The sequence below is a fragment of the Streptomyces sp. NPDC030021 genome, assembly GCF_055574035.1.
In genome coordinates this window covers 17611-43154 of the sequence record NZ_JBVIAH010000028.1, presented here as the reverse complement: position 1 = coordinate 43154, position 25544 = coordinate 17611, and the positions used below count along the sequence as shown (strand labels likewise).

The window sequence follows — 25544 nt, the reverse complement described above, 5'->3', positions numbered from 1 at the left end:
CGCCCCACCGTCCCGCTCCTGTTCCCGTCCCCGGCTCCGCCCCGCCGCCTACCGCCCTCGTGCCGGTCAGCGCGGCAGGCGGGCGGAGTCCAGCAAGGCGTGCAGCCGTACGGCCGGCAGCCCGGGGTTGGCCGCCGCTCCTTCGGCCGTTGCCGGGTCCTGGAGCAGGGTCTCCACGGTGTCCCGGGAGAAGAGCGGGTTGGCAGCGGCCGCCCGGCGAACGTGCTCGTCCGGGTCCGTCAGCAGTTCCACGGGGGCCCGCCCGGTCGGGTCGGCGGCCGCCAGCGCCCGTACCTCCGGGTCCTCGTGCCCGAGCAGGTGGGCCAGGCCGGTCCGGGGCAACCGGGACTGCATGAGCAGGTGGGGGCGTTGCCGGGGGCGGGCGAGGAAGGCCGCGAGGACGATCGCCGCCGGGGCCAGGGGGTGCCAGGAGGCCAGCCGGTGACGTACTTCCTCGTCCGGGTCCTCCGCCAGCCGTCGCACCACGTCGGCGGGCAGCGTGGCGCATCTGGCGGCCGCCCGGCGCAGCATCACTTCCTCGGACACCGCGCACGCGCGGTACCAGTCCAGGTCCGGCTCCTCGTACGGCTCCAGGATCAGGCAGGTGCAGTCGTACGCGTCCTCGCTCATCTCGTGGTCGACGGCCAGGCACTGTGCCCGGGTGCGGGGGAGCGGCTGTACCCGGGCCCGGGTACGCACCCGCTCGTCTGGGTCCTCGGCGAGCTCCGCCCACAGCGCGGCATCGAGGTCGGCCCGGCCGGCGACGCGTTCGCGGACCCCGGGGTCGACGTCACGGGCGAGCCGGGCGCAGGCGTCGCGGGGTGTGTACGGGTTGCCGGCGAGGGCCCACCGGCACTCCGGATCGGCCAGGCACGCCTCGACGACGGCATCCGACAGCGCGTAGTTGACGAGGATCATCCACCGGTGGTGGCAGGCCTCTTCCGGGAGTTCCGCCTCCATGGCCGCGGGATCCTCCGTCCGCGCGCTGCGTTCGGCGGACGCCCGGACGTCCGGGTGGGGGTCGGTCAGCAGGGCCTTTCGCTGCTCGGAGGTGAGCCAGGACCACGGCGCCGACGCGAAGATCCGAAGTGCGTGATGTTCGTGCCGGAGCATCCTGTGCCGGAAGGAAGCGGGTATCTGGTACGAGGCCACGAGCTCGGACGCGATCTCGTTCGCCGTGAGCAGCCCGGAGTCGCCGCCGTCCTCGGCGGTCAGCAGGGATATGAGGGCGTCGTCGGGCAGCGGTCGGAGTTGCCGCGGGCGCGGGCGGGGTCCTGAGGCGACATCCGCGCGGACGAAGGAGTGGGGGTCCTTGATCAGACGGGCGCGCTGGGCCGGTGGGACGTGGGGGTTGCGGGCGAAGGCCCGGCGTACCTTGTGCTCCGGGTGCGTGACCGCCGCGTCCATGACCTCCTGGGGAAGCGGGCGCTTCTCGCACAGGATCTGCCGGGCCTCCCCGGCGGCCGGGTCCAGCAGCCGCAGCAGGACGCCGGCCGGGGCTCCCGCGTTGGCCGCGACCCCGCGCAACCACAGATCTGTCAGGGCAGAGGGCGAAGTGGGCATCCGGCCATCATGTCAGCTGCCGTGGGGCGTTGGCCGCCCGGCGGCCGCTCACGGCCTTCTTGACCGGCGGTTTGACCTTGCCACTGGCGGCAACGTTGAACGATGACCGGCATGGACAAGAACGCCGAACGGCAGCACAACAGGATCGTCGTCGTCACCGGGGCCGGCACCGGGATCGGCCGGGCCACCGCCCGCGCCTTCGCAGCCGAGGGCGCCCACGTGATCGCGGTCGGACGTCGGGCCGAACCGCTCGGCGAGACCGCCGCGGCCGACCGGGCCCGGATCACCCCGCTGGCCGCCGACATCACGGGGGAGGGCGAGCCCGAGCGGATCGTCCGGAGGGTGCTGGAGACGCACGGCCGGTTGGACGTGCTGGTCAACAACGCGGGCATCGTACGAAGCGGCGCCCTCGGCGCACTCACGCCCGAAACGATCGCGCCTCAGATCGCCACCAATCTGGTCGCGCCCATCCTGCTGACGCAAGCCGTACTGCCCGCTCTGGAGACCACCGGGGGCGTGATCGTCAACGTCAGCACCTCGGTGGGCCAGCGGGCCTGGCCGGGCAGTTCGGTCTATGCGGCGACCAAGACCGCTCTGGAGCTGCTGACCCGGAGCTGGGCGGTGGAGCTGGCGCCCCGGGGGATACGGGTGGTAGCGGTCGCGCCCGGCGCGGTCGACACCCCGATCGGCGAGCATCAGGGCCTGGCACCGGAGCAGATCGCAGCGGTGCGCACCTGGCAGCTGGCGCACACCCCGATGGGCCGGATCGGCCGACCGGAGGAGGTCGCCTGGGCGATCACCCGGCTTGCCGCGCCTGGGGCGTCGTTCGTCACCGGAGTGGTACTCCCGGTCGACGGCGGAGCTGTGGTGGCGTGATAGGAGTGGCCACCGGAGGTGGCCGAGGTGCGGATAGGCGAGTTGGCGAAGGTGACCGGGACGACGGCCCGTGCGTTGCGGCACTACGAACAGGCGGGGCTGATCTCCTCGGAGCGGGCGGCCAACGGCTACCGGGTCTACGACGAACGGGCGGCCGTGCGCGTCCGTAACATCCGCTACCTGCTGGCCGCAGGGCTCACGCTGGAAGACGTACGGGTGTTCGCCCCGTGTCTGGACGGAGACGTAGCGGCGGCGGCGCCCTCGGTCGCGGGTCTCCGAGTCGCGGTGGAGCGGCTCGCGGTCCTCGACGAACGCATCGCTGCCCAGACCGAGGCCCGCGACCGACTGGCCGCGGCGCTGCGGCAGGTGACCGGCGACCTCGTGCGGCCGGTGGCCTGACGGGTCGGAACGTCACACACACCCTCGTCAACGACCCTACGCCGCTCCGCGGAACGTCCACCGGAGGGGCATGACCGACCGGGACATCGTCAAGGGCCGCTCGTTCAGCCGAGGTTGAGGGTGCGGGCCACGAAGGCCAGCGACAGCGGAGTGCCACCCGGTTCTGCGGCGGTCGCGGCTTCGGGAGGCGAGCAGTACTCCTCGACCGCGGGCCGCTCGACCGCGAAGAGGGGATCGGTTCCGGCCAGTTCGTAGAGCCTGACCAGCTTCATCGCCGCCTCGACGGAGGCCTGCTGCTGTCCCTCGTGCCGGTGGCACGGGCCGCCACCCGTCGCGATCACGCACGGCTTGCCCTTGGCGTTCGCTACCCGGCACCGCACCACCGGGTCATGCGTGTGGCACAAACCCGACGGTCGCGCGTCGACCCGGCACCGCTCGCCCTTCTTCGTCGCCGCACGGCACTGATTCGCGATCATGACCGCCAAGGCTACTCGGCGCGCGCCGCCTCCTGACCAAGGGCCCCGGTCGGCCGGGGGCGGGGCGCCGCGGACCTGGGCCGGTGAGGTGAACCTGTACGTCGGATGGCGGCGGGGCGGGTGGCAGCAGTGGCAGCCCGCCGGGGCGGACCCGAGGCTCGTTCCCGGGGACGAGCACGAGGAACACGAGGAAGGGGCAGCAGTCCATGCCGCACGCCAAAGAAGAGGGTGTCGCCGCGCGCCCGATCGGTACGGTGGACCAGCATCCGAGCCGAGCCGGACACCTGCGGACCGCGATCAGGCGGACCAACCTGCTCCCGGCGTTCCTGGTGCTCACGGTCATGATGGTGGCCCTGTGGCTGACGGGTATGCCGTTCCTCCAGGCCCTGACGATTTCCACCGCAGTGAAGATCGCGATGGTTCTGCTCGAACTCCGTCGGCTGCCCGGCCCTGTCGACAACTGACGCGCGAGGCGAGCCCTGCCACAGCCCGCCCGCCGACCCGCCGGCCTGAGGAATCGCCTGGCTGCGCCTTCTCCTGCAATGGCAGGATTCCCCGGACGGGGGACGGACGATCGGGAGCGGGGCGCGGGGCATGTGGGAGGCGCTGGACGCGGTGGACTGGCGGGCGCTGGACGCGGTGGGACCCGACCATCCGGCCACCGCCGTACCGAAAGTGCTGCGCCGCATCGCCCGGGCGGACGCCACCACCAGGCCGGAGGCCGTGGAGCGGGCGTACGGCGACCTGCAGGACCTCCTGTGGAGCCCCGGGCGGTTCACCGACGTGGGCACGGCCGCGCTGCCGTTCCTGGTGGATCTCGCCCTCGACCCGGAAACGCTCCGACGGCCGGACCTGGTCGATCTGCTGACGTGCCTGGTCTGCGACGGTGAGGACGGGGGCGGGGAGGCCGACTCCGCACCGGCGGCTGCCTGGAGGCGGCAGTGGCCCCGCATCCGGAGGCTGCTCGACGACGGGGATCCTGTGGTGCGGCGGACCGCGCTGCGGCTGATCGCCGACCGGACCGGACCCCTGCTGGAGCGGTGGCACGAGGAGAGGGACCTCTCGGTCCGGGTGGCCCTGCTGCTGACGCTGGGCCGGGCCGCGGCCGACGAGGACCCCACGGAGCCGACGAACGCCGAGGTACGAGCCGTGCTGGACCGTCTCCTGCACGGCGAGAATCCGGTGCTGCGGGTGGCGGCCGTGATCGCCGCAGCACCTCTGGATCCGCGGGCGGCGCTGCGTACCCACCCCATGCTGCTGGAGGTCCTCGCCGATCCCGTGCTCGCCCCGGAGTTCGGCAAGGTCTGGTACACCCTGGACCGCGAAATCCCGTACGAGCGCAATGACGTCGCCGCCTGCGTCGTGGAACTGCTGGAGCTCGACATGACGGTGGCGACCTCGTTCGTGACCGCGCTGGCCGAGACCGGGAGCCGGATCGGCGATCCGGAGCTGCGCCGGTGCGCGCTGGACGAGGCGTGGCGACTGCTGGTGGCCCGGCCCTCCGTGGCAGCGGCCGTGCTGCCGCTGGCGGCCGGGCTGCTGGCCGACCCGGACGACGACGTGCGCCACCAGGCCGCGCATCTGATGGCGGTGCTCGGCCACAGGGCGGCACCGCACGCCGACCGGCTCGCGGCGCTCCTCGACGACCCCGGGGAATCGAAGTTCTTCGAGGGCACCGTCGGAGACCACGCGCGGTGGGCCCTTACCCGGATCGGGGACCCTCGCGCACTGCCCGGGCTCGTCGAGCGGCTCGTCGCGCCCTACCGGGACGTGCAGGGCCACGGCTTCTTCCCGGGTGAACCGCGGCAGCCGGACGTCGCCGACGTCCTCCGGCCGCTGCGCGCACACGCCGGAGTGCTTCTGCCCGCGGTACGAGAAGCCCTCCGGGACGAGGTCTCCCGCGCGGGGTGGCTGGTCGAGGACCTGCGAAAGGTGCTCCACGCGTGGGGGGAGAATCCGCTGCTGCCCGGTGAGCCCACGCCGTACCCACAGCCGTGGGAACCGCCGTTGCCGGAACCGGCGCAGGCAGAGGCGGCGGTGCTGGCATGCGCCGCCGACGGGCAGTGGCACTGGACGTTCCCCACTGCCCTCGACGCGCTCACGCACCACGGAACCCTCACCCCACCGGTCCGGGAAGCCCTCACGGCACTGGGGGCCGCGGACCGCCGATTCTCGGAGTACGGCGACTACCGGGCGGTCCTCCAGGACGAGGAGATCCGTGCACGGATCGACGGGTTGCTCGCGCTGCCGTAGGGCCGCCCCCGCCCCCGCCCACGCGTGACTCCCGACACCCGCACGGGACGGTCTCGTCCGGGGCCGGACCCTTCGGGCAGCCGGAGCCGGTTTCTAGGCGGACCTGCGGCGCAGAGCCCGGCGGACCACGTACAGGACGACGAGCAGCACGATGACGACGACCACGACGATCAAGAGCTTCTTGAACAGCCCGCTCTTCTTCTTGGTCTTCTTGCCCTTCTTGCTCCCGGTGGTGGCCCGGACCTGGGACGACGTCGGTGCGTGGACACCGGTTGCCACGCCGGCGCCGGCGAGCAGGCCACTGTGCGGAAGCGCTGCGGCGGCAGGAGCCTGCCGGGCCGCCGGAGCGGCCGCCGAGGCGGTTGCCGCAGGGCCCAGAAGCAGCCCTGCGAGCACGAAGAGCGGGATGAGTGCCGCTGCGGCCATCGGGCGCTTCTTCGGATTGCTGTTCGTTGTCACTGTTTCCCCTGTTCTCCCCTGCCCCGGCCGGGCCCGGTGGGATCCGGAAGGCCGTGGCTTGGAAGCATCGTCGACGAGTTCGACCGCCCCGGCAAGGACTTGGAGGCAGCGGGCGCGCCCACACCGTACGTGCGCCCGTCAGCGGACCCCGGCCGAGGGCAGGGACTCTGGCAGTCTGGGCGCATGGGGACGGGCGACGATCAGGCGAGTGGTGTGGGGCGGGAGTTGAGGCCGGGATTCGGGGTGGGGGAGGGGTACGCCTGGTACCGGGGGGTGTCGCCCGGAGGGTCCGTTCACCGGCACGCTGCCTTCCAGCTCGTCCTGGCGCCCCGGGGCGAGGCGGCGCTCGTCGGGGCGGACGGCGGCGTCGTGCGGGGCGCGGCGTTGCTCGTCCCGCCCATGACCGCGCACCGGATGCTGTCGGCGGGCGATCTGCTCACCATCTTCGTGGAGCCGCATTCGGCCTTGGCCGACCGGTTGCGCGGGCGGTGCGGTTCCGGTTCGGGGATCGTGGCGGTGCCCGAGCTGCGCCGGCTCGACGAGGGTGAACTCGGCCGGGCGGCGGCCCTTCCCTCGGCCGGGCTGGACCCGCGGCTGCTCGCCGCGTCGGCCCTGCTGGAGGGGCCGGAGGGGCTGGAGGAGCGGGTCCCGATGGACCTGGTCGCGGCCCGGGTGGGTCTGTCACCGCAGCGGCTGCGGGCCCTGGCCCGGCAGCAGCTGGGTATGCCGCTGGCGCGGCGGCGTATCTGGCTGAAGCTGCGCCGGAGCGCGGAGGCTCTGGGGGAGGGGCGCAGCCCGGCCGAGGCCGCAGCCGCCGGAGGCTTCGCCGATCAGGCCCACCTCACCCGCCGGATGCGGGAGATGACCGGGATGACTCCGGCGGCCGTGTTGCGGGTGATGCAGGTGCTGCCGGCGTCAGCCGCCAGCGCGCCGGGCGACGTACACCGAAATGGACCCGGTGACGGTTGAGACGACCTCGGCCTCGCGGACCCGGTCGAATCCGGCCTCGGCGATGAGGGAGGGCAGGATGCCGTCGGCGTTGGGCTGGGTGTCGGCCCGGCCGTCGGCGAGCTGGACGACGCGGAACGCGGTGCGCATCAGGCGGGTGCGCTGGAGGCCGTAGTCGGCCAGGACCAGCCGGCCGCCGGGCCGCAGCACGGTGTGCAGGGCGGCCAGGATCGCCCGTTTCATCGGGAGGGGGCACTGGTGGAGGACGAGGCTGGAGACGGCGGTGTCCGCGCTGCCCGCCCCGAGCGTGTCCGCCAGCTCGTCGCCCATGCCCTGGCGCCAGTCGATGGCTGCGCCCGCCCCCTCGGCCTTGCGGCGGGCGACGGTCAGGATGCGGGGATCCGGGTCGATGCCGATGACGTGGGCGGCGGGTTCGATGCGGTGCAGGAGCAGGGCCTGGGAGCCGGTGCCGCAGCCGACGTCGACGATCACCTCTTCCGGGCGCGGAGCCACCTGCATGGCCAGCAGGCCGCGCCAGAGCCGCTCGCGCACCAGGGCGGCCACGGGGTCGTAGAGGCTGGTGGGGGCGAAGCGGCCCGCGGCGGGTGTGAACGCTCGGGCAGGGTGCGCGGTGTCGCGGGGCCGGGACCCGGAGAGCACGGCGGCTGCGGAGGGCACGGAGGGCTGACGGCGAGGATCGGCGGTTTCGCTGGACAGGGTCATGACGGCAGTGTCCGGCGCCCGGGTGGCACCGGTCTTGTACGAACCGCTCGCCCGGAGGCCGCAGCCCGGGGCCGCCGCAGGGCCTGCGCCCGGACGGTGACCCGCCCGTCCGGGCACGGCCTCGGGCCGCAGCGACCCTGGCCGGCTGGGTCAGGAACCGGGGAAGCTCAGACCCGGTGCGCGACCGTCGCCAGTGCGTCCTTGACTTCCTGCACCACGCGGGCCGCGTCCTCGGGGTTGTTCACCACGTCCGTGCGGTTCATGTCGATGACGAGGACCTCGCTGGCCGAGTAGTGCTTGTGCACCCAGTCGTCGTAGCCGGACCACAGCGTCCGGTAGTACTCGACGAGGCTCTCGTCCTGTTCGAAACCGCGGCCCCGCAGCCCGATACGGTGCAGCACCGTCTCGAAGTCCGCCTTGAGGTAGACCATGAGGTCGGGCGCCTTGCGGTACGGCAGGCCGTCGATCTCGCGCATCATCTCGTTGAGCAGCCCCTCGTACACCTGCATCTCGAGGGAGCTGATCCGGCCCAGGTCGTGATTGACCTTGGCGAAGTACCAGTCCTCGTAGATGGACCGGTCGAGGACGTTGTCCCCCTGCTTGTACGCCTCCTTGATCGAGGCGAAACGGGTCTGCAGGAAGTAGAGCTGCAGCAGGAAGGGGTAGCGCTTCGCCTGGATCTCTTCGGGGCTCGCCGTGTAGAAGAGCGGAAGGATCGGATTGTCGTCCACGCTCTCGTAGAAGACGTCGCTGCCCAGCTCCTTGGCGAGCAGCTCGGCCACACTCGTCTTGCCGATGCCGATCATGCCTCCGACGCAGATCACTGGCATACCTCACTTCTCCCTGGGGGTCTTCTGTTCGTGGGCGGGTGGGCCGTGCGCCCCACACCACTGAGACGCACGCCGGCGGTCACGCGATTCCCCGGGATCTTCATGATCAGCGTCATGTGGTCGCCGTCCGGACCAGGGCCCTGACTCAGGCTGCTTTCCTCGACCGGTCGGCCTGACCGTTCCGCAGTCGCCGCGCAGAGCGACGAGCCGCAGCCCAACGGCCGCCTTGAATCTTAAATGATGATCAGCTCCTCCTCGTCCAGGGCGCCGACGCCCTCCACGGCCTGCTCTCCGGGACCGGGACCCCGCACGACCCGGGGCGGAGCGCGCCGTCCTGAGCCCCCTCCGGAGCTCCTTCTGGAGGTGTCTATAGTTAGGGCAGCCTAACTTTAGGGTCGTGCGAGCGCTCCCCGCCCTCGCCGGTCCTTGCCGACCGAGCAGAAACGGAACCCGTATGAGACCCGAGTCCACTCCCCTCGTCTCCCCGCGCGCGGACGTCCTGACGGAGACCGTCGAAGGCTTCGGCTCGGTCCGTTTCACCCCGGTCGACCCCGCGGCGGACTCCGCCGTGCTGCATGCCTGGGTCGTCGAGGAGCGGGCGCGGTTCTGGGGTATGAACGGCGTCAGCCGGGAACTGGTCCAGGAGATCTACGAGGACGTGGACCGCCGCGACACGCACCACGCGTTCATGGTCCGGCTGAACGACGAGCCCGTGGCGCTCTTCCAGACGTACGAGCCCACCGAGGACCGGGTCGGCGACTGCTACGCGGTGCGGGAGGGCGACATCGGCGTCCATCTGATGCTGGCCCCGGTGACCGGCCGGCCCCGGCCCGGATTCAGCAGGACCCTGATCGGGTCGCTCATCCGGTTCACCTTCCGCGACCCGGCCGTCCTGCGCGCGGTGGCCGAGCCCGACGCCTCCAACGACAAGGCGCTCGCCCTGCTGAACCGGCTCGGCTTCGTCCGGCAGGGCGAGATCACCCTCCCGGAGATCGACCTGCCCGAGGTGTACCTCCCGGAGAAGCGGGCCGTGCTCGCGTTCCTCGACCGCCCCGCCGTCCTCCCGGCCCCCGTGGCGGCCGTCCGCCACGCCTGACGGCTGTCCCGTAGATGATCCGCATGCTTCCTCGCAGGGTCGGCCGTGGATCCGGCGAGGGCGAGGCCGTGGATCCGGGCGCTGCCCGGCACGGCCTGGACGACAGGCCCGCACCGCGGTCCCGTCTGGGAGGACCTGAGACCGGCGGACCGAGTGATCGCGTCGACCCGTCACAGGATCAATGGCCAGAAGGCTCACGGTCCGACTCGCGCGCCGTGTCTGCCACGAACCGGCTCAGCCGGTAGGCGCTCTGTTCCACAGGGCGCCGACACAGCGTGTCGATCCGGACGAGCGATTCGTCGGTCCCCGCCTCCCGAAGACGGCGCAAATGCGCGCGCAGCTCCGCCTGGTACCTTGTCTCAAGGACCACTTCCCACTGTCCTGCGCCCGGCGCAGTGCGAGCAGCCAGCCGCTGCCTCCCAGCCTCTTGCCGCCGTTTCCGCTTCCCCTGTCCTGGCATCGACCCAGAATCGCCGGCCGACGCCAGCACGACAAGTGATTGCGCGTCGGACCAGGCCGGCAGAGACCTGCCGCCCTCGTCGCCGATCTTCAAGGAGCAGTCCTCTCCGATGCGGCGGCCTGCTGTGCGCGGCCGGCTGCGGTGAACTCCTATGCGACCCAGCAGTAGACGCCCTGGCCCTGACGACGGGCACTCCTGACGAGCGCCGCCACGTCGCCCACGATCGAGTCGGCGATCTCCGTGTCGATGATCTCGCCGTCCTCCGCTCGGAGCTGAACCCACGAGGCGGCGACGTCACGCAGCCCGGACGGTCCGGCGTCCGCGAGTGCGACGGACAGGCCAGGCGAGATGGCGAAGACGACGCATCCGCCGTTGTCCAGGCCGGCGACGATACGCGGCTCGCCGGCTTCGACGAGTTCCTCGAAGCCGGCGCCGGTGAGAAGGCATTCCCACCCGACGACGGCCTCCTCGGGGTCGAAGTTGCCGAAGGAGAGCGACTTGAATGCCCGTCCCGGGCCGGTCTGCAGGACCAGAGCTGCCGTGGTGTCGTCCGGTGCCACGAAGAACTTGACGATGGTGCTCACCCGGGCATCATGCCCGACCGGCCGACCCCATGAACGGCCGGAAGAGACGGCCTAGTCCTTCGCCGCGGCCTCGGCATTGCGCCAGACCGTCAGGTCGACGGTGATGAACCTGGTTTCTTCCTTCACGCCCGACCTGCCGCGGAAGGTCGCCAGCGTGATGTGGCCGGCCTTGCTGAGCACGCAGACCTGCGACCCGTCCGTGAGCTGGTCGAGGCCGATCTTCTCGGTGAAGCGGGTCACGGCGCGGCAGGTCTCCAGGGAGCCCTTCTCGGAGTTGTTCAGCAGGACGAGCTTGCCGTTCGCGGTACCGAACTTCTCGTCCCCGAACAGGGTGTCCCGGTAGTAGAAGAGGTCCCCGTGCCCGTAGAGCACCCCGGCGCCGGTCGGTTCCTCGGCCGGGCGCGGCGGGTTGTCGGCGAACATCAACTGGTGGTTCTGGGGCACCTCGATGCCCTGGTACGAGACCGGCTGCGGGTCGGGCCGCTTCTGCGCGGCACCCGAAGAGGCGCCGCCGCCGGACGCCTTGTCGCCACCGCCCTTCTCGGAGCCGTCGGGCAGCAGGGACCCGAGGATCACGAGCCCGATGACCGCCGCCGCGACCGCCCCGGTGACGATCAGCCCCGTCCGCTTGGGGCGCGGCGGAGCGGGCGGACCGGGAACGAAGCCCTGGGGGTGGAACGGCGGCGGTGTGCTGTGGCCCGGGGCGTACGAGGGCTGCGTGTACGGGGGTTGCTGCGGCTGCGGCTGTGGGTAGGAAGGCTGTGGGTACGAAGGCTGCGCGTACGGGGGCGGCGTCCGGTATCCCGGCGGCACGGCCCCGGGAGCCCCCGGCGCGGGAGCCGTCTGCGTCGGCGCCGCGGCGGCCACATCGGTCGGCGTGTACCCGGGCGCGGCGGGTACCGCCGGGGCCGGGGACTGCGGTGCCGAGACCTCGGTCGGAGTCGGAGCCGATGCCGGTGCCGGAGTCGGCGCCGGAGCGGGCAGCCGCAGCCGCTCGGTGATGGAACCGGCGACGGCCTGCGGCAGCCAGTCCTCGCCCTGGCGCAGCGGGGCCTCCGAGGCCGCGTTGCACAGCTCGATGATCTCGGTCAGGGTCGGCCGGTCGGCCGGGTCGCGGCTGAGGCAGCGGGTCACCACCGGCCGCAGCTCCTCGGGCAGGGCGCTGAGGTCGGGGTCCTCGTGCACGATCCGGTACAGCACCGCGTGCGAGGGCCCGTCGCCGAAGACGGACGACCCGATCGCCGTGAAGGCCGCGATCTGCCCGAGTGCGAAGACGTCGGTGGCCGGGGTGACCGTCCCGGCCGAGGCCTGTTCGGGCGCCATGAACGCCGGGGTGCCGACGCTGACGCCGGTACTCGTCAGAGCGGTGGAGTCGGCGGCCCGGGCGATGCCGAAGTCGATGACGCGCGGGCCGTCGGAGGCGAGCAGCACGTTGGCGGGCTTCAGGTCCCGATGGACGATGCCCGCGCCGTGGATGACGTGGAGGGCCTCGGCGACCCCGACGGTCAGCAGCAGCACGCTGCGCACCGGCAGCGCGCCGTGCCGGGCCACGGCGTGGGCGAGCGAGGGGCCCGGCACGTAGGCCGTGGCCAGCCAGGGCTGGGCGCCCTCGGTGTCCGAGTCGATGACCGGTGCGGTGTAGAGCCCCTGGACCCGCTCCGCGGCGCGCACCTCCTGCTGGAAGCGCCGCCGGAACTCGGGGTCCTCGCTGAACTCGGGCCGGATCACCTTGATGGCGATGGGCCGGCCGCCCGGCGTGTAGGAGAGGTAGACCTTGCCCATGCCGCCCGCGCCCAGCACCGCCGCCAGGCGGTAGCCGCCCACGACGGCCGGGTCGTCCGCCTTGAGCGGCTGGAAGAAGTCGGCGGAAGGTGTGCTGCCCATGGGGACCCATCTCTGATTGCGGCGATCCAGCACCTGCCGGCGCCCCGAAGTCAACCGAGAGCGTACCCAATGCCCGGACCGGCCCCGCCCCCCGTCCCGGACCGTCGCGCCGACTCCGGGAGTTGGCGGCGCGGGACGCGGTCGTCGAACGGCGGAGGCCTGCTCGGCGGTTCCGCCGCTACCAGCCGAAGCGCCGGTCCACCACGGCTGCGAACTCCTCGAACGTCAGCACGCGGTCGCCGTTCTGGTCGGCCGCGTCGAAGAGCGCCGAGGAGTCGTCGGTGTCCCCGACACCCCAGACGGGGATGGCTCCCTGTGCCGCGAGGGTCGGACCCTTGGAGCGCAGGGCGCCGATGACCTCGGCGCGGGTCAGCGTGCCGTCCTGGTCGAGGTCGAGGGCGTCGAACAGGCGCCGGGCCTTCTCACTCATCGCGTGGTCCTCTCAGCGGTACACGCACCGCCCCGCGGGCGGCGCGTCCTGCACGTGAGGACGTCGTGGATCCCTGCGGGGTTGCCCCGCCGGTGTCGGTTTCGGCGGGGCCGGGGGTGCTCACGGATGAATCCCGGCCCCGCGGCGGTTGAAGGGGAGCCTGCCGAGCACGACCGCCATCCCGCAGGTGTTGGTGAGCGCGGAGAAGACCAGCCCGCCCCCGATCGCCGCGGACAGCAGCGCGAGGGCGGGGTGGAGGAGCAGTCCGAGGGCCAGGCCGAGCAGTACGCAGACGCCCGCGGTGAAGCGGACCTGGCGTTCCATCGCCCAGACGGCCCGCTTCCGGGAGTAGTCGGGATACTGAAGGCCGTGGCCCTCGGCGGTCCAGGCCTGGGTGCCGCCCGTGAGGCTCGACGCGAGGATGCCGTGGGAGGCCAGGGTGCCGGCGGCGTTCTCCGAACGGGCACCGGAGGCGCACACCACGAGCAGGGGCCTGCTTTCGGCGGCCCGCCGCAGCTCCGGCAGGCTCCGTGTGAGCCGGTCGAGGGGAACGTTGACGGCGTCCGGCAGGTGTCCGGACGCGAACTCGCCCGGAGTTCGGACGTCGACGACGGTCAGCTCGGACAGCCGCGGGTGCGCCTGGCTGACGTCGAGGAGGGTGGGAACACTCATGGCGGACCTGGTCCTTGGCAGAGGGGGAGGGGTTCGGCGCGGCGAGCGACGCCGTTGCCATGCCGGGGATGTTAGGGAGCGGGGGACGGCCCGGCCAGAGGCCGGCGAGCCCTGCCACGGGACCGCCACATGCCGGCAACAACCGGCAACAACCGGCAACGAACGGCGGCGGGCAAGCAGGAGACGAGCGGCAGGAGACAAGGGGCGGGCAGGCCACGGCCCGGTCGGCGCCGCACCCGCGCCGGCGCCCACACCCGCCCTCATGCCCGCACCCGCACCAGGGCTCGCGCCCCGCGCCCCCGCGCAACTCGGACGAGTGAACGGCCGCCGTGTCACCAGGTGACGTACAGGGCCTTCGGTGAGCGGTGGATCAGCGTGGGCCGCATCTGCGGCCGTGGACGGTCCGGGTCCAGTCGCAGCTCCGGCATGCGGCGGATGAACAGATCGAGGGTCAGGCGGAGCTGATCGCGCGCCAGTTGCGAACCGGGGCAGCCGTGGGTCCCGTACCCGAAGGCGAGGTGCTGCCGGTTCGCGGGCCGGGTGATGTCGAACTCCCCGGCTCGCTCGTACCGTTGCTCATCGCGGTTGGCCGAGCCGTACGCCACCAGCACCGTGGCCCCCACGGGCAGCTTCACCCCGGCGAGCGTCACCGGCCGGGTGGTGGTCCGCCGGAAGGCCTGGATGGCGGTGTCGTGGCGGACGGCCTCCTCCACCGCCGCCGGGATCAGGGACGGATCGGCGCGGAGCATCCGCCACTGCCGCCGGTCGCCGAGCAGGTGCAGCAGCATGGTGCCGATGAGGGCGCTCGTGGTGAGGAATCCGGCGATCAGCAGGTTCTGCAGGCTGGTCACCAGTTCGTGGCGCTGTTCGAGGGTGAGCTCGGCGTCACCGGGGGCCAGGGCGGCCACCATGGTCGAGCACATGTCGTCCCGGGGCCGCTCGCGCCGGTCGCGGACGTACCCGTCCAGCAGGTGCTGGAGCGCGACCACGTCCTCGGCGGCGGCCACCTGCCCCTCCGGCGACAGCGGGCGGAACAGCAGCTCCTCGGCCCGGTAGCCCCCGTGCACGGCCGCGGGCACGTCGGCGGGGTCCAGGCCGATCAGCCGTCCGACCACCATCCCGGGCAACCGCCGGGCGTACGCCTCCACCAGCTCTGCGGCTCCGTCCGCCGCGAAGCCGTCCACCAGCCCGCTCGCGCACGTCCGGGCGTACGGCAGCAGCGCTGCCACCCGGGCGGCGGACAGCCCCCGGTTCAGCGGTGCCCGGTGCCGCCGGTGGGCCGCGCCGTCGCTGGACACGACGGTGGGCCGGGGTCCGAACCCCCGCGGCAGGACGCCGAGCGCCGCTTCCGAGAGCGGTACGTCCGGCAGCAGCGCATGGGCCGAGGAGAAGTCCTCCGCGCGCAGCAGCACCTCCCGTACGTCCCGGTCGCGCGCCACCAGCCACGCGTCGAACTCGGGTACGTACGTCAGACCCTCGGCCCGGCGGGCACGCTCGTAGAGCGGATAAGGGTCGCGGTACAGCTCGTCACGCCGCGCCTGGTCGTCGTGCCGAGCCACTGGGACCTCCGGATCGCGGGCGGGACCGGGCCGGGGTCACACTGCGGGTGACGTCCGGTGCGCCGGGTCATCCTGCCCGAAACCCGCCCGGCCCGGTAGGGCGCCTGTCGGGAGACCGGGAGGATCTGTGACGGAAGTCTGACGTCGCGCCGGTCTCCCTGGTGTCCGGCACCCCGGGGTGCTGGAATCAAGGGGTGACGACAGACCACCCCGACTTCGAGGGAACCCCCGTCGGTCGCCGTCTCGTGCTCGGCATGCTCGGGCTCGGCGCCGGGGGCCTCGTTGCCGCTCCGTACGTGCAGCGCGGGATCGAGGCCTTCCTCGGGGCCGCCTCGGACAAGGACCCGACCGGGCTCACCGGGCTGCTTCCCAACGGGGGCGGCTTCCGCTACTACTCCGTCGCCACCTCCGTACCGCGGAAGGACGAGCAGAACTACCGGCTCACCGTGGACGGCCTGGTCGAGCGCCCTGCGACGTACACCCTCGACGCCCTGCGCGCGCTGCCGCAGAACCGTGTCGTGAGGGACGTGCAGTGCGTCACGGGCTGGCGGGTGCCCGAGACCCCCTTCGCGGGCGTCAGGCTGTCCCTGTTGCTGGACGCCGCCGGTGTCAGCCCCGAGGCCAGGGCCATCCGCTTCACCTGCTTCGACGGCACGTACAGCGAGAGCCTCACGCTTCCGCAGGCCCGACGGGACGACGTGCTGGTCTGTCTGCAGATGCGGGACGAGCCGGTCAGCCACTCGCACGGCGGCCCGGTCCGGCTCTACGTCGCACCGATGTACTTCTACAAGTCGGCGAAATGGCTCTCCGGGATCACCGTCACGTCCGAGGTGCGACCCGGCTACTGGGAGGAGCGGGGCTATGACGTCGACGCCTGGGTCGGCGGGTCCAACGGGCGCAGTGACACCCCCACCGTCTGAACCGACCCGACGGGTCGCCAGGTTCACCCGTGCCGAGCGCTGGGTCCACCGCCTGACCGCCGCACTGACCCTGCTGTGCGTGGCGACCGCGGCCGCTCTGTACGTGCCGCAGCTCGCCGAACTGGTCGGCCGCAGGGACCTCGTGGTGACCGTCCACGAATGGGCCGGGATCCTGCTGCCCGCGCCGTTCCTGGCCGGTCTCGCCTCTGCTGCCTTCCGGGCCGATCTGCGCAGGTTGAACCGCTTCGGACCGCACGACAGGAGGTGGCTGCGCGCGGCGCGGCGACGCGACCGCCGCCGCGCGTCACGGCCCGCGGGGAAGTTCAACGCCGGCCAGAAGATCTATGCGTCGTGGATCGCGGGCGCTGTCCTGGTGATGCTGGCGACCGGTCTGCTGATGTGGTTCACCCACCTGACACCGCTGGTGTGGCGCACCAGTGCCACCTTCGTGCACGACTGGCTGGCCCTGGCCATAGGGGTGGTGCTGGCCGGGCACATCAGGATGGCGCTCGCCGACCCGGAGGCACGGAGGGGGATGCGCACCGGGTCCGTCGAGCGCCCCTGGGCGGAGCGGGAGCACCCGCTGTGGCTGAGGGACGAGCCCACGAACACGCCCACGAACAGGCCCACGGACAAGCCCACGGACAGGCCCGCCGAACGGCCGGGGGAGGGCACGGAGGCCGGCTGACCGAGGCTCGGCGATCCCGTACGTCATCCCCTTGATTCCAGCGTGAGTTGACAACCGACCCACCCCTGCACCACCCTTTCACTACTTCCTTAGTGAAAGGGTGGTGCAGGCGTGCTGGAATACCGCATCGACCGGCGCAGCGGCATCGCCACGTACGTGCAGATCGTCCAGCAGACCAAACAGGCCCTGCGCCTGGGCCTGCTGGAGCCGGGCGACAAACTGCCGACGGCGCGGGAGGTCGTGGAGGCCACCGCGATCAACCCGAACACCGTCCTCAAGGCCTACCGCGAACTGGAACGCGAAGGCCTCGTCGAGGCGAAGCGGGGGCTGGGCACCTTCATCCGGAAGTCCCTGGGCAGCGCCGCGGCCGATTCTCCGCTGCACGACGAACTCGCCGACTGGGCCCGGCGGGCCCGGGAGGCCGGCCTGGAGCGCGACGACGTGGCCGCGCTCTTCACATCCGTACTGGAACAACACTTCGAGGGGGACGGCGAAGCATGACGGAAACCGTGTTGGAGGCGGAGGGCCTCGGGCTGCGCCACGGACGCCGGGGAGGCTGGGCGCTGCGCGACTGCTCCTTCCGTCTCGCCGAAGGCCGGGTCTGTGCGCTCGTCGGGCCCAACGGCGCTGGGAAGTCGACCCTGTTGAGCCTGGCCGCAGGGCTCGCGCTCCCCACGGAAGGCACCCTGCGCACCGTGCCGCGCGAGACGCTCGCGTACGTCGGGCAAGACAAGCCCCTCTACCCGCAGCTCACCGTCGGCGAGACCCTGCGGATGGGCCGCGAGCTCAACCCGGGGCGCTGGGACGCGGCGACGGCGGAGCGGATCGTCGAGGCCGGGGAACTCGACCCGCAGGCCAGGGTCCGTACGCTCTCCGGCGGGCAGCGCACCCGCGTCGCCCTGGCCCTGGCCCTCGGCAAACGCCCCGGCCTGCTGCTCCTCGACGAGCCGATGGCCGACCTCGACCCGCTCGCCCGGCGCGAGCTCATGGGCACCCTGATGGCCGATGCCGCCGACAACGGCACGTCCGTGGTGATGTCCTCGCACATCCTCACCGAGCTGGAGGGCGCCTGCGACCACCTCCTGGTCGTCGACGGCGGCCGGATCCGCCTGTGCGGTCCCATCGACGAGGTCGTCGCGGCTCACCGGCTGCTCACCGGTCCCGCCTCCGCCTCCGCCGGACTGGCCGGCCACACCGTCGTCGAGGCCCGTACGGCCGGCCGTCAGCTCTCCGCCCTCGTGCGACTGCGAGGGCCGGTCGACCACCGGGTCTGGCAGTCGGCGCACCCGACCTTGGAGGAAATCCTGCTCGCCCATCTGCGTTCCCCCGATGCCCCGTCCTTCACCACCCAGGACCCGCTCGCCACGACGGGGGTGCGGGCATGAGCGGCCTGACGCTGAAGGGCCCGTACTGGGTCGCCGCCCGCCAGCACCGGCGCGCGCTCTGGGCGGTGCCGGCCGTCGTGGCCGCCGCTCTCGTCGCCGTGGTCGCCCTCCGCTGCTGGGCCGAGGGCCCGAACTCCGACCTGTCGGGCGAACCGTGGCCGAGAAACAGCTACGAGCTGCTGCGCCTCCTCATGGGGCACGCGGGTACGGGCCTGTTCCTCCTGCCGTTGCTGGTGGGGGCCTTCGTGGCCGGCCCGATGACGGCCCGCGAGCTGGAGAGCGGCACCTGGCGGCTCGCCCTCACCCAGTCGACCACCCCGAGGTCCTGGCTCGGCTCGAAGGTCCTGGTGGCGGCAGTCGTGTCGGTGCTCGGCTCGGTCGCTCTCACCGGGGTCTACCGTCTCGGCTGGGCGCGGGTGACCGGCACCCACCAGCTCCACTGGGCGGACCGCGGGACGTACGAGGCCTCCGGCCCGGTGCTCGCCGCCTACTGCCTGCTCGGCGTGGCCCTCGGCGTGCTGGTCGGCCAGCTGGTCCGGCGGACGCTGGTGGCCATGGCGCTCACCGGGATGCTCACCGGCCTGGTGCTGCTGTGCCTCGGCGCGCTGCGATGGTCGCTCCTCCCCGTGGAGACGGGCACGACGCCGCTGCAGGGGAATCTCGCGAAGCTGATCCCGGGCGACTCTCTGATGATGGACACGGGGCTGCTCACCTCCACGGGTGAACGCCTGCCCGAGTACGCCTGTTTCGAGCGGACCCACAACCTGAGCAACTGCCCGGCGGACTTGGACGTCACCGGCTGGTACGCGGAGTTCCACCCGGTCTCGCACTACTGGCCGACGCAGCTCCTCGAGAGCTCGCTGGTCCTGGCCCTGGCCGGTGTCGCCCTGTACGCCGCCTTCCGGCTGGTGGGCGCCCGGCGCGCCTGACTCCCCGACGGGGGCGGCGTACGGCAGATGGCGGACGGCACTTGTGGAGCCGCCCGAGGGTCAGCACGCTTGATCCATGACCACACCCGTCCCCGGTCCGGTGCGGCCTCCTGCGACGGTCCGGCCGGACGACGCGCGCCGGGCGCTGGTGGCGGGATCCGTCGGCAACTTCATCGAGTGGTACGAGTTCGGGATCTACGGCTACTTCGCCACCGTCATCGCGGCGCAGTTCTTCACTCCGGCGGGCGGCAGCGAGGTGGAGGGGCTCGTCAAGGCGTACGCGTCGTTCGCCCTGGCGTTCTTCTTCCGGCCGGTCGGGGCCGCGGTGTTCGGGCGGTTCGGTGACCGGGTGGGCCGGCGGCCCGCGCTGGTCCTGGTCGTCTGCTTGATGACCGGTGCCACGGCCATGATCGGCCTGCTGCCCACGTACGCCTCGGTCGGCGCGGCCGCGCCGTGGCTCCTGACCCTGCTGCGGATCCTGCAAGGACTGTCGGCGGGCGGGGAGTTCGGCGGGGCGGTCTCGGTCATGACGGAATGCGCGCCACCGGGCCGGAGGGGCCTGTACGGGGCCTGGCAGTCGTTCACGGTCGCGCTGGGCCTGCTCGCGGGCGCCTCCGTGGCGGTGGCCCTGGCGAGCGTACTGACCGCGTCGCAGCTGCACGGGTGGGGCTGGCGGGTGCCGTTCCTGCTGACCCTGCCGCTGGGGCTCGTCGCGCTGCGGCTGCGGTTGCGGCTGCCCCCGGACGAGCCACCCGCCGTCGCGCCGGACGGTTGCGCGCCGGGCGGCGCCGGGACCCGAGGCGGGCCCCGGCCGCGTCCCGGGGAGACGGTCCGGGCCGTGGTGCTGGGCGTCGGCCGGATGATGGGCTGGTCGGCGGCCGGCTACACCTTCCTGGTGGTCATGCCCTCCTACCTGCAGAGCACGCTCGGCACCACCTTCCAGCGGGCACTGCTCGGCACCGTCCTGGCCAACCTGGGCTTCGCCGCGTCGATCCTGCCCGCCGGCAGGCTGAGCGACCGGATCGGGCGGCGGACGGTGATGGTGGCGGGGGCCCTGCTGCTGGCCGTGCTCGCGCTCCCGCTGCTGCACCTGGTGCAGGACCCCGGCGGGCCGGCGTACGCGAAGGGAGCGGCGCTGTTCGCCGCGGGGGCCGGCGTCGGCCTGATGGCGGGTCCTGGGCCCGCGATGCTGGCCGAGATGTTCCCGGCCAGGGTGCGCTGCACCGGGCTCGGGCTGGCGTACGCGCTGTCCAACGCCGTGTTCTCGGGCTGTGCGGGACTGATCATCACCGAGGTGGTCGAGCGGACCGGGAATCTCGACGTCCCCGGGTACTACGCGGCGGCGACCTGCGCGGTGAGCGTCGCCGCGCTCCTGACACTGCGCGGCGACGACCACGAGCGGGCGCTGCGGTGAGCGCCCTGCGCGTGGTCGGGCTGATGTCCGGCACGTCGCACGACGCGATCGACGCGGCCGCCGCCGACCTCTCCCTCGACGGCGACACGCTGGTGCTCACGCCCCTGGGGATGGTCAGCACGTCCTACGACGACGATCTGCGGGCGGACCTGGCCGGGGCCCTGCCGCCCGCCGGGACGGACCTCGCCACGGTGTGCCGGCTCGACACCCGCATCGGACGGGCCTTCGCCGCGGCGGCGGTCCGGGCGGACGAGGAGCTGTGCGACGGCCGGGCCGACCTGGTGGCGTCGCACGGCCAGACGGTCTTCCACTGGGCCGAGGACGGCCGGGTGCGCGGCACGCTCCAGATCGGCGAGGCGGCCTGGATCGCCGAGGCGACCGGCCGGCCCGTCGTCTCCGGCTTCCGGACCCGCGACGTGGCGGCCGGGGGACAGGGGGCGCCGCTGGTCAGCATCGTCGACGTGATGTGGCTGCGGGGACGGCCCGGGGTACCGGTCGCACTCAACCTGGGCGGGATCGGGAACGTGACGGTCGTACCGGGCGGGGCGGAGGGGACCGGGGGCGAACCGCTGGCCTTCGACACCGGCCCCGCCAACGCGCTGATCGACGCGGCGGTGCGCGCACTGGCGGGGCGCGACGCGTCGGGCGAGGCGTACACGATGGATGCGGACGGAGCGCTCGCGGCGCGGGGCGCGGTCCACCCGCCGCTGCTGCGAAGGCTGCTGGACGACCCGTACTACGCCCGTCCCGCGCCGAAGACGACGGGCAAGGAACTCTTCCACCTGCCCTATCTGCGCGCGGCACTGGGCCCGTGCGGGCCGCTGCCCGCCGAGGACGTCGTCGCCACGCTGACCCGGCTCACGGCCCGGACCGTCGCCGACGCGATCCGGCCCTTCGGGGCGACCGAGGTGATCGCATCGGGCGGGGGGACGCGCAACCCGGTGCTGATGGACTGGCTGCGGGAGGAACTGGGCGGGGCCGGCCGGGCCGGCGGGGTCGGTACGGCCGGCGCGGCGGGCGGGTGCGTGGTGCGCTCCTCGGACGAACTCGGGCTGCCTGCGGGGGCGAAGGAGGCGTACGCCTTCGCCGTTCTGGGCTGGCTCACCCTGCACGGCCTGCCGGGCACCGTCCCCTCCTGTACGGGCGCCCGGCGCGCGAGCGTCCTCGGCTCGATCACGCCCGGCGGTCCGGGCCTGCGCCTGCCGCGGCCGCCGGCGACGGCGCCGGTCCGGCTGACCGTCGGCCGTTGACCCGGCACGGGCCGGCCGGACCACGACCGGTGATTCCGCCGGGTCGCATGCGAGATCTCCTGCGGGGCGGCCAGGCGGAGGTGGCCTTCGCCTTTCTATCTCCAACCTGCGTTGTTCCTAGAATGGGCGTGTGAAGGATATCGATGCGATCGCGATGTTGCAGGATCCGGTGCGCCGCCGCCTGTACGAGTACGTGGCGGCACAGGGCCGCGAGGTCGGCCGCAACGAGGCCGCCGAGGCGGCCGGGGTGGCGCGCACGCTCGCTGCGCACCACCTGGACCGGCTGACCGAGGCCGGGCTGCTGGAGAGCGGTAGCCGCCGCCTGACGGGTCGCTCGGGACCGGGGGCCGGCCGTCCGGCCAAGGTGTACACGCGGGCGCGGGCCGAGCGGTCGGTGTCACTGCCCGCCCGCGACTACCTCACCGCCGCCGAGTTGCTTGCCGAGGCCGCCGAGCAGGCGGGTCTGGACGCGGCGCTGTGCGCGGCCGCAGGCCGCAGGGGTGAGGCGCTGCGAGGCTCGGCGGCGCCCTGTGGCGGACTGGAAGAGGCCATGGAGATGCTGGCCGGCCGTGGCTACGAACCATACCTGGAAGGCGGCGAGGGCGCGGCGGGCGCGGAGGGTGCGGCGGGTGTCCAGGACGCCGAAGGTGCCGTGGCGGTGACCGGGCCGGCCGAGCGGGTCGTCCGCATGCGCAACTGCCCCTTCCACACCGTCGCCGAACACTTCCCGCCGCTCGTCTGCGGCATGAACCTCGCGCTGCTGGAGGGGCTGTTCGGTGCGGACGGTCCCGTTCGCGCCCGTATGGATGCCCGGCCGGGGGAGTGCTGTGTGGTGATCGAGACTTCTAAAAACAATGATCGTTGACATAGAGGGGTGGCCGTGCTGGGATGAGGCCATGACCGCATCCGCGCATGCCACCCACCTCGCCCAGCTCAACGTCGCCACACTCCTCCACCCCTTCGACGACCCACGCATGGCACCGTTCGTCGAGATGCTCGATCCGGTCAACGCCGCCGCCGACAGCGCGCCCGGCTTCGTGTGGCGGCTCGTGGAGGAGGGGGAGGCCGACGCCACCGGCCTGCGCCCGGCGGGGGAGGACGTCATCGTCACCCTGTCGGTGTGGCAGACCCAGGAGGCCCTATGGGACTTCGCCTACCGCAGCGGGCACCTGGAAGCGATGCGCCGGCGCCGCGAATGGTTCGAGCGGCACGTCGAGGCGCACCTGGTGCTCTGGTGGGTCCCCGCCGGGCACCTGCCGACCGTCGGCGAGGCCCTGGAGCGGCTGGCCGACCTGCGGACCCACGGGCCGTCCCCGCGCGCGTTCACCTTCGCCTCCGCCTACACCGCCACCGAGGCCGCCCAGCACCTCCGGGCCGTGCCGCCCGTACGGCCTGAGCAGGCCGCCGGGAGCGCGAGTTCCATGCCGACGGTCCCTGCGGGGGAAGCACGCTGAACCCTGCCTTCGAGGGCTGCTCGACGACCTGGACGCCGCCTCCTTGCCGGTGGGGTCAGCAGCACTGCCAGGCGCCGGGCCGGGTGTCGGGGTGAGAGGAGTGGACGAGGGAGTCGCCGCCGTCAGGGCGCCCGTCGTGGAGGAAGAAACAGCCGGGTCCCGGAGTCGGGCAGGGCGAGCCCACAGTTGCCGGCCGCCACGAGGGCCGCGCAGTCGAGCGAGGCGATGTGAGACAGCGGGCCGTGCCCCTCCCACGTGGGCCACGGCAGGTCGAGCGGCAGTTCCGGGAGCCCGCCGAGCCGCCCGGCCACCGGTCCGTCGCCCGCGTGGGCCAGGCGCAGGCTTGGGGCGAGCAGGCCGACGCACCGTGTGGCGTCATCGGGCGGGAGGCGGCGGTGGGCGAGGTCATGCAGAGCCTCGACCGGAGCGTGCGTCACGAGACGAGCATGCATGCGAGCACTGACAGGACGGTTACTGACTTCGGCTTGTCAGGGTGAACCTTGGCGAAGTGCCTGATGGGCTTGAGGTGCTGGCTGTATGGACGACCGTGGCAACGGGGTCGCTCGGGCCACCCGTCCTGCCGATGTCCGGCAACCGGACCGGCTCATGGGTGCCGCCAGCAGCCGGTGACCCCGCCGCGGAGCCCCACATACTGTTGCCCCGTACGTGAGCAGGGCATACGGGGGTAGGGAACATGGTGGACGAGACGGTACGTGCAGGCGCCGGGCACCGTACGGAAGTCTTCGTGTGGCTCGGTCTCGCGCTACTCCTGGGCGCACTGTCGGCCCTGGTACTGATTCCCCAGGCCCAGCATCAGCGCTCGCTCCGCGACGGTGTGCGCGCCGACGCCACCATGCATACCCGCGGCACGTGCGCGCTGGGACAGTGCAAGGTCGCCTTCGAGGCGCAGGACCGCACCGTCGTGGCGGCCTTGCCCCCAGGCAGTAGTGGCAGCAAATACCCCGTGGGCGCGCACCTCACCGTCCGGTACCGGGCGGACGATCCGCAGACAGTCGCCGCCGCGGCCGACGTGGAGGGCGGTGGGGCGACCTTGCTAGCCGCCTCGACCGGCGCGGGCGCCGTGTTGTTCCTGCTTCTGCCGGTCGTGAAGACGGTGGCCCGAGCACGGCGGCGGCGCGCGGCGTCCAGCGCCGTTGGATGACGTGCCCGCCCCACATGCCGATCACCGTGCTACTGACTTCGACTCGTCAAGGTGATGCCGGGGCGTCGAGGGTCAGGCCGGTGCCTGCTATGAAGCCGTCGAGGGTGTCGGGCCGGTATTGAAGCCGTTTAAGACGGTTGCGGACGAGGGTTTCGAGTCGGTCGAGGGCCATGACGGCGAGGTTGGCCAGGCTGCGCTTGACGTGCGCCCAGACGCCTTCGACTGGGTTCAGGTCGGGCGCGTAGGCGGGCAGCAGGAACACTGTCAGCCACGTCCGCTCGGCGCCGAGGTCCCGCATCTGGCGCGAGACATGGGTGTTCAGCCGGTCCCAGATCAGCACGATCGGCGCCTTGACCAGCTGATGGACGCCGTCGACCAGCGCGATGAAGTCCCGCTCGTCCATGCTGCGGCGCTTGCCCTTGCCTGCGGGGTGGGTCCGCAGCCGGTGGCACAGCCGGGTCCGGGAGCCGGGCCGCATGGCGATCAGGCCGGCCACCGACAGCCGTCCCGAGCGGCGCCCGCTCACCGTCACGACCGGGGTGCGGCCTCGCCTGCCCCAGGTCCGTCCCCGGGGCGGCCGACGGGTGAAGCCCGCTTCGTCCTCGAAGCAGACGTAGCCCCTGCAGGCCGCCCGGGCCCTTTTACCTCCGCCCAGGTCGCCTCCTTCCATGCGATGACGGCCTGCTCGTCACGCTCGGCGACACGCCGCGCGGGAACCTGCGGGCTGAAGCCGAGCCGGTGCATCAACCGGGTGGCACCCGAGACGCTGTAGGAGACGTGGAACTTCCGGCCGATCAGCGTGGCCACCCTCGACGCGGTCCACACCTGGTCCTCCACCCAGCCGTGCGCCGCCGGACCTTCCTCCAGGAACCTTGTCAGCTTCTCGAGGCAGTACGGCGACAGCCGGCACCGCGAACCACTCGGTCCACACGAGACCAGTGCCGCAGCCCCGCCGTCGCGCCACAGTCGGTGCCATTGGTAGGCCGACTTCAGGCTTACCCGCAGGCGCCGGGCGACCTCCGACGGCTTGGCCTTCTGCTCGAACAGCCCGACCGCCTGTATCCGTACCGATTCACGGCGCTGACGCCCTGCAGGGGTCAGCCCGCCCCCATCCGCATACCTCACACACC

The 25544-nt window shown here is 72.7% G+C and carries 28 protein-coding genes; 16 read left to right on the top strand and 12 right to left on the bottom strand.

What is annotated here, in order from left to right; all coding sequences use genetic code 11:
- Positions 1 to 66: 66 nt before the first annotated feature.
- The gene (locus tag ACZ4YL_RS36695; RefSeq protein ID WP_468122402.1) at positions 67 to 1563 is read right to left on the bottom strand and encodes a hypothetical protein; all 1497 of its coding nucleotides are present in this window, start codon (positions 1561 to 1563) and stop codon (positions 67 to 69) included.
- 102 nt (positions 1564 to 1665) lie between these two features.
- Here ACZ4YL_RS36695 and ACZ4YL_RS36690 point away from each other — a divergent pair, with 102 nt between their 5' ends.
- Together ACZ4YL_RS36690 and ACZ4YL_RS36685 are read left to right on the top strand one after the other, a co-directional pair.
- The gene (locus ACZ4YL_RS36690; protein WP_468122400.1) at positions 1666 to 2439 is read left to right on the top strand and encodes an SDR family NAD(P)-dependent oxidoreductase; all 774 of its coding nucleotides are present in this window, start codon (positions 1666 to 1668) and stop codon (positions 2437 to 2439) included.
- Positions 2440 to 2466: 27 nt separating this feature from the next.
- Positions 2467 to 2838: a MerR family transcriptional regulator gene (locus ACZ4YL_RS36685; RefSeq protein WP_468122518.1), complete on the top strand. Its 372-nt coding sequence runs from the start codon at positions 2467 to 2469 to the stop codon at positions 2836 to 2838.
- Between the two features lie 104 nt (positions 2839 to 2942).
- On the opposite strand, the gene ACZ4YL_RS36680 is transcribed toward ACZ4YL_RS36685, so the two are convergent.
- Positions 2943 to 3314: a hypothetical protein gene (locus tag ACZ4YL_RS36680; RefSeq protein WP_468122398.1), complete on the bottom strand. Its 372-nt coding sequence runs from the start codon at positions 3312 to 3314 to the stop codon at positions 2943 to 2945.
- Between the two features lie 206 nt (positions 3315 to 3520).
- Between ACZ4YL_RS36680 and ACZ4YL_RS36675 the strand changes: the two genes are divergently transcribed.
- Positions 3521 to 3778, top strand: coding sequence for a hypothetical protein (locus ACZ4YL_RS36675; RefSeq protein WP_468122396.1), 258 nt, complete (start codon positions 3521 to 3523; stop codon positions 3776 to 3778).
- A 130-nt stretch (positions 3779 to 3908) separates the two neighbouring features.
- Complete coding sequence (locus ACZ4YL_RS36670) at positions 3909 to 5567, top strand: HEAT repeat domain-containing protein (RefSeq protein ID WP_468122394.1); 1659 nt, start codon at positions 3909 to 3911, stop codon at positions 5565 to 5567.
- Positions 5568 to 5660: 93 nt separating this feature from the next.
- On the opposite strand, the gene ACZ4YL_RS36665 is transcribed toward ACZ4YL_RS36670, so the two are convergent.
- Positions 5661 to 5993 carry a hypothetical protein gene (locus ACZ4YL_RS36665; RefSeq protein ID WP_468122392.1) on the bottom strand — a complete coding sequence of 111 codons (333 nt, stop codon included), beginning with the start codon at positions 5991 to 5993 and terminating at the stop codon, positions 5661 to 5663.
- Positions 5994 to 6209: 216 nt separating this feature from the next.
- Here ACZ4YL_RS36665 and ACZ4YL_RS36660 point away from each other — a divergent pair, with 216 nt between their 5' ends.
- Positions 6210 to 6995, top strand: coding sequence for a helix-turn-helix domain-containing protein (locus tag ACZ4YL_RS36660; RefSeq protein ID WP_468122391.1), 786 nt, complete (start codon positions 6210 to 6212; stop codon positions 6993 to 6995).
- On the opposite strand, the gene ACZ4YL_RS36655 is transcribed toward ACZ4YL_RS36660, so the two are convergent.
- Positions 6942 to 7697 (bottom strand): class I SAM-dependent methyltransferase, encoded by a 756-nt coding sequence (locus ACZ4YL_RS36655; RefSeq protein WP_468122389.1) that lies wholly within the window; start codon positions 7695 to 7697, stop codon positions 6942 to 6944. The genes ACZ4YL_RS36660 and ACZ4YL_RS36655 overlap by 54 nt on opposite strands.
- 167 nt (positions 7698 to 7864) lie before the next feature.
- Positions 7865 to 8527 carry a deoxynucleoside kinase gene (locus ACZ4YL_RS36650; RefSeq protein ID WP_468122387.1) on the bottom strand — a complete coding sequence of 221 codons (663 nt, stop codon included), beginning with the start codon at positions 8525 to 8527 and terminating at the stop codon, positions 7865 to 7867.
- A gap of 454 nt (positions 8528 to 8981) precedes the next feature.
- Here ACZ4YL_RS36650 and ACZ4YL_RS36645 point away from each other — a divergent pair, with 454 nt between their 5' ends.
- The gene (locus tag ACZ4YL_RS36645) at positions 8982 to 9623 is read left to right on the top strand and encodes a GNAT family N-acetyltransferase (protein ID WP_468122386.1); all 642 of its coding nucleotides are present in this window, start codon (positions 8982 to 8984) and stop codon (positions 9621 to 9623) included.
- A gap of 609 nt (positions 9624 to 10232) precedes the next feature.
- Here ACZ4YL_RS36645 and ACZ4YL_RS36640 read toward each other — a convergent pair.
- From ACZ4YL_RS36640 to ACZ4YL_RS36620, 5 genes are all read right to left on the bottom strand, one after another.
- Positions 10233 to 10667 carry a hypothetical protein gene (locus ACZ4YL_RS36640; RefSeq protein ID WP_468122384.1) on the bottom strand — a complete coding sequence of 145 codons (435 nt, stop codon included), beginning with the start codon at positions 10665 to 10667 and terminating at the stop codon, positions 10233 to 10235.
- 51 nt (positions 10668 to 10718) lie between these two features.
- Positions 10719 to 12551 carry a serine/threonine-protein kinase gene (locus tag ACZ4YL_RS36635; protein ID WP_468122383.1) on the bottom strand — a complete coding sequence of 611 codons (1833 nt, stop codon included), beginning with the start codon at positions 12549 to 12551 and terminating at the stop codon, positions 10719 to 10721.
- 178 nt (positions 12552 to 12729) lie between these two features.
- Positions 12730 to 12981, bottom strand: a complete 252-nt coding sequence (locus ACZ4YL_RS36630; RefSeq protein ID WP_189746794.1) for an EF-hand domain-containing protein — start codon at positions 12979 to 12981, stop codon at positions 12730 to 12732.
- A 120-nt stretch (positions 12982 to 13101) separates the two neighbouring features.
- Positions 13102 to 13653: a rhodanese-like domain-containing protein gene (locus ACZ4YL_RS36625; protein ID WP_468122381.1), complete on the bottom strand. Its 552-nt coding sequence runs from the start codon at positions 13651 to 13653 to the stop codon at positions 13102 to 13104.
- A gap of 332 nt (positions 13654 to 13985) precedes the next feature.
- Positions 13986 to 15212, bottom strand: coding sequence for a cytochrome P450 (locus ACZ4YL_RS36620; RefSeq protein WP_468122379.1), 1227 nt, complete (start codon positions 15210 to 15212; stop codon positions 13986 to 13988).
- Between the two features lie 254 nt (positions 15213 to 15466).
- Between ACZ4YL_RS36620 and ACZ4YL_RS36615 the strand changes: the two genes are divergently transcribed.
- The 9 genes from ACZ4YL_RS36615 (at position 15467) to ACZ4YL_RS36575 (ending at position 23252) form a co-directional block, all read left to right on the top strand.
- Positions 15467 to 16132 carry a molybdopterin-dependent oxidoreductase gene (locus ACZ4YL_RS36615; protein WP_468122516.1) on the top strand — a complete coding sequence of 222 codons (666 nt, stop codon included), beginning with the start codon at positions 15467 to 15469 and terminating at the stop codon, positions 16130 to 16132.
- Entirely contained in the window at positions 16074 to 16820 is a 747-nt protein-coding gene (locus tag ACZ4YL_RS36610) for a cytochrome b/b6 domain-containing protein (RefSeq protein ID WP_468122377.1), read from the top strand. Before ACZ4YL_RS36615 ends, ACZ4YL_RS36610 begins: the two co-directional genes overlap by 59 nt.
- Before the next feature lie 111 nt (positions 16821 to 16931).
- Positions 16932 to 17321: a GntR family transcriptional regulator gene (locus ACZ4YL_RS36605; protein WP_468122375.1), complete on the top strand. Its 390-nt coding sequence runs from the start codon at positions 16932 to 16934 to the stop codon at positions 17319 to 17321.
- The gene (locus ACZ4YL_RS36600; protein WP_468122373.1) at positions 17318 to 18205 is read left to right on the top strand and encodes an ABC transporter ATP-binding protein; all 888 of its coding nucleotides are present in this window, start codon (positions 17318 to 17320) and stop codon (positions 18203 to 18205) included. Before ACZ4YL_RS36605 ends, ACZ4YL_RS36600 begins: the two co-directional genes overlap by 4 nt.
- On the top strand, positions 18202 to 19134 hold the full coding sequence (locus ACZ4YL_RS36595; RefSeq protein WP_468122372.1) for an ABC transporter permease: 933 nt from the start codon (positions 18202 to 18204) through the stop codon (positions 19132 to 19134). The genes ACZ4YL_RS36600 and ACZ4YL_RS36595 overlap by 4 nt, the downstream gene beginning before the upstream one ends.
- A 76-nt stretch (positions 19135 to 19210) precedes the next feature.
- On the top strand, positions 19211 to 20548 hold the full coding sequence (locus ACZ4YL_RS36590; protein ID WP_468122369.1) for an MFS transporter: 1338 nt from the start codon (positions 19211 to 19213) through the stop codon (positions 20546 to 20548).
- A gap of 5 nt (positions 20549 to 20553) precedes the next feature.
- Positions 20554 to 21798, top strand: a complete 1245-nt coding sequence (locus tag ACZ4YL_RS36585; protein ID WP_468122514.1) for an anhydro-N-acetylmuramic acid kinase — start codon at positions 20554 to 20556, stop codon at positions 21796 to 21798.
- A gap of 130 nt (positions 21799 to 21928) precedes the next feature.
- Entirely contained in the window at positions 21929 to 22663 is a 735-nt protein-coding gene (locus tag ACZ4YL_RS36580; RefSeq protein ID WP_468122368.1) for a helix-turn-helix transcriptional regulator, read from the top strand.
- A gap of 31 nt (positions 22664 to 22694) precedes the next feature.
- Positions 22695 to 23252 (top strand): DUF3291 domain-containing protein, encoded by a 558-nt coding sequence (locus ACZ4YL_RS36575; protein ID WP_468122367.1) that lies wholly within the window; start codon positions 22695 to 22697, stop codon positions 23250 to 23252.
- 122 nt (positions 23253 to 23374) lie between these two features.
- On the opposite strand, the gene ACZ4YL_RS36570 is transcribed toward ACZ4YL_RS36575, so the two are convergent.
- A complete protein-coding gene (locus ACZ4YL_RS36570) occupies positions 23375 to 23689 on the bottom strand; it encodes a DUF1963 domain-containing protein (protein ID WP_468122366.1) in 315 nt (104 codons plus the stop codon).
- 257 nt (positions 23690 to 23946) lie between these two features.
- Here ACZ4YL_RS36570 and ACZ4YL_RS36565 point away from each other — a divergent pair, with 257 nt between their 5' ends.
- Positions 23947 to 24414, top strand: a complete 468-nt coding sequence (locus ACZ4YL_RS36565) for a hypothetical protein (protein WP_468122364.1) — start codon at positions 23947 to 23949, stop codon at positions 24412 to 24414.
- 46 nt (positions 24415 to 24460) lie between these two features.
- On the opposite strand, the gene ACZ4YL_RS36560 is transcribed toward ACZ4YL_RS36565, so the two are convergent.
- Positions 24461 to 25539, bottom strand: a protein-coding gene (locus ACZ4YL_RS36560) for an IS630 family transposase (RefSeq protein WP_468122362.1) whose coding sequence is annotated in 2 segments (ribosomal slippage) — positions 24461 to 25053 and positions 25053 to 25539 — 1080 coding nt in all. Because the reading frame shifts where the segments join, the coding sequence is not laid out codon by codon here.
- Positions 25540 to 25544 lie beyond the last annotated feature (5 nt).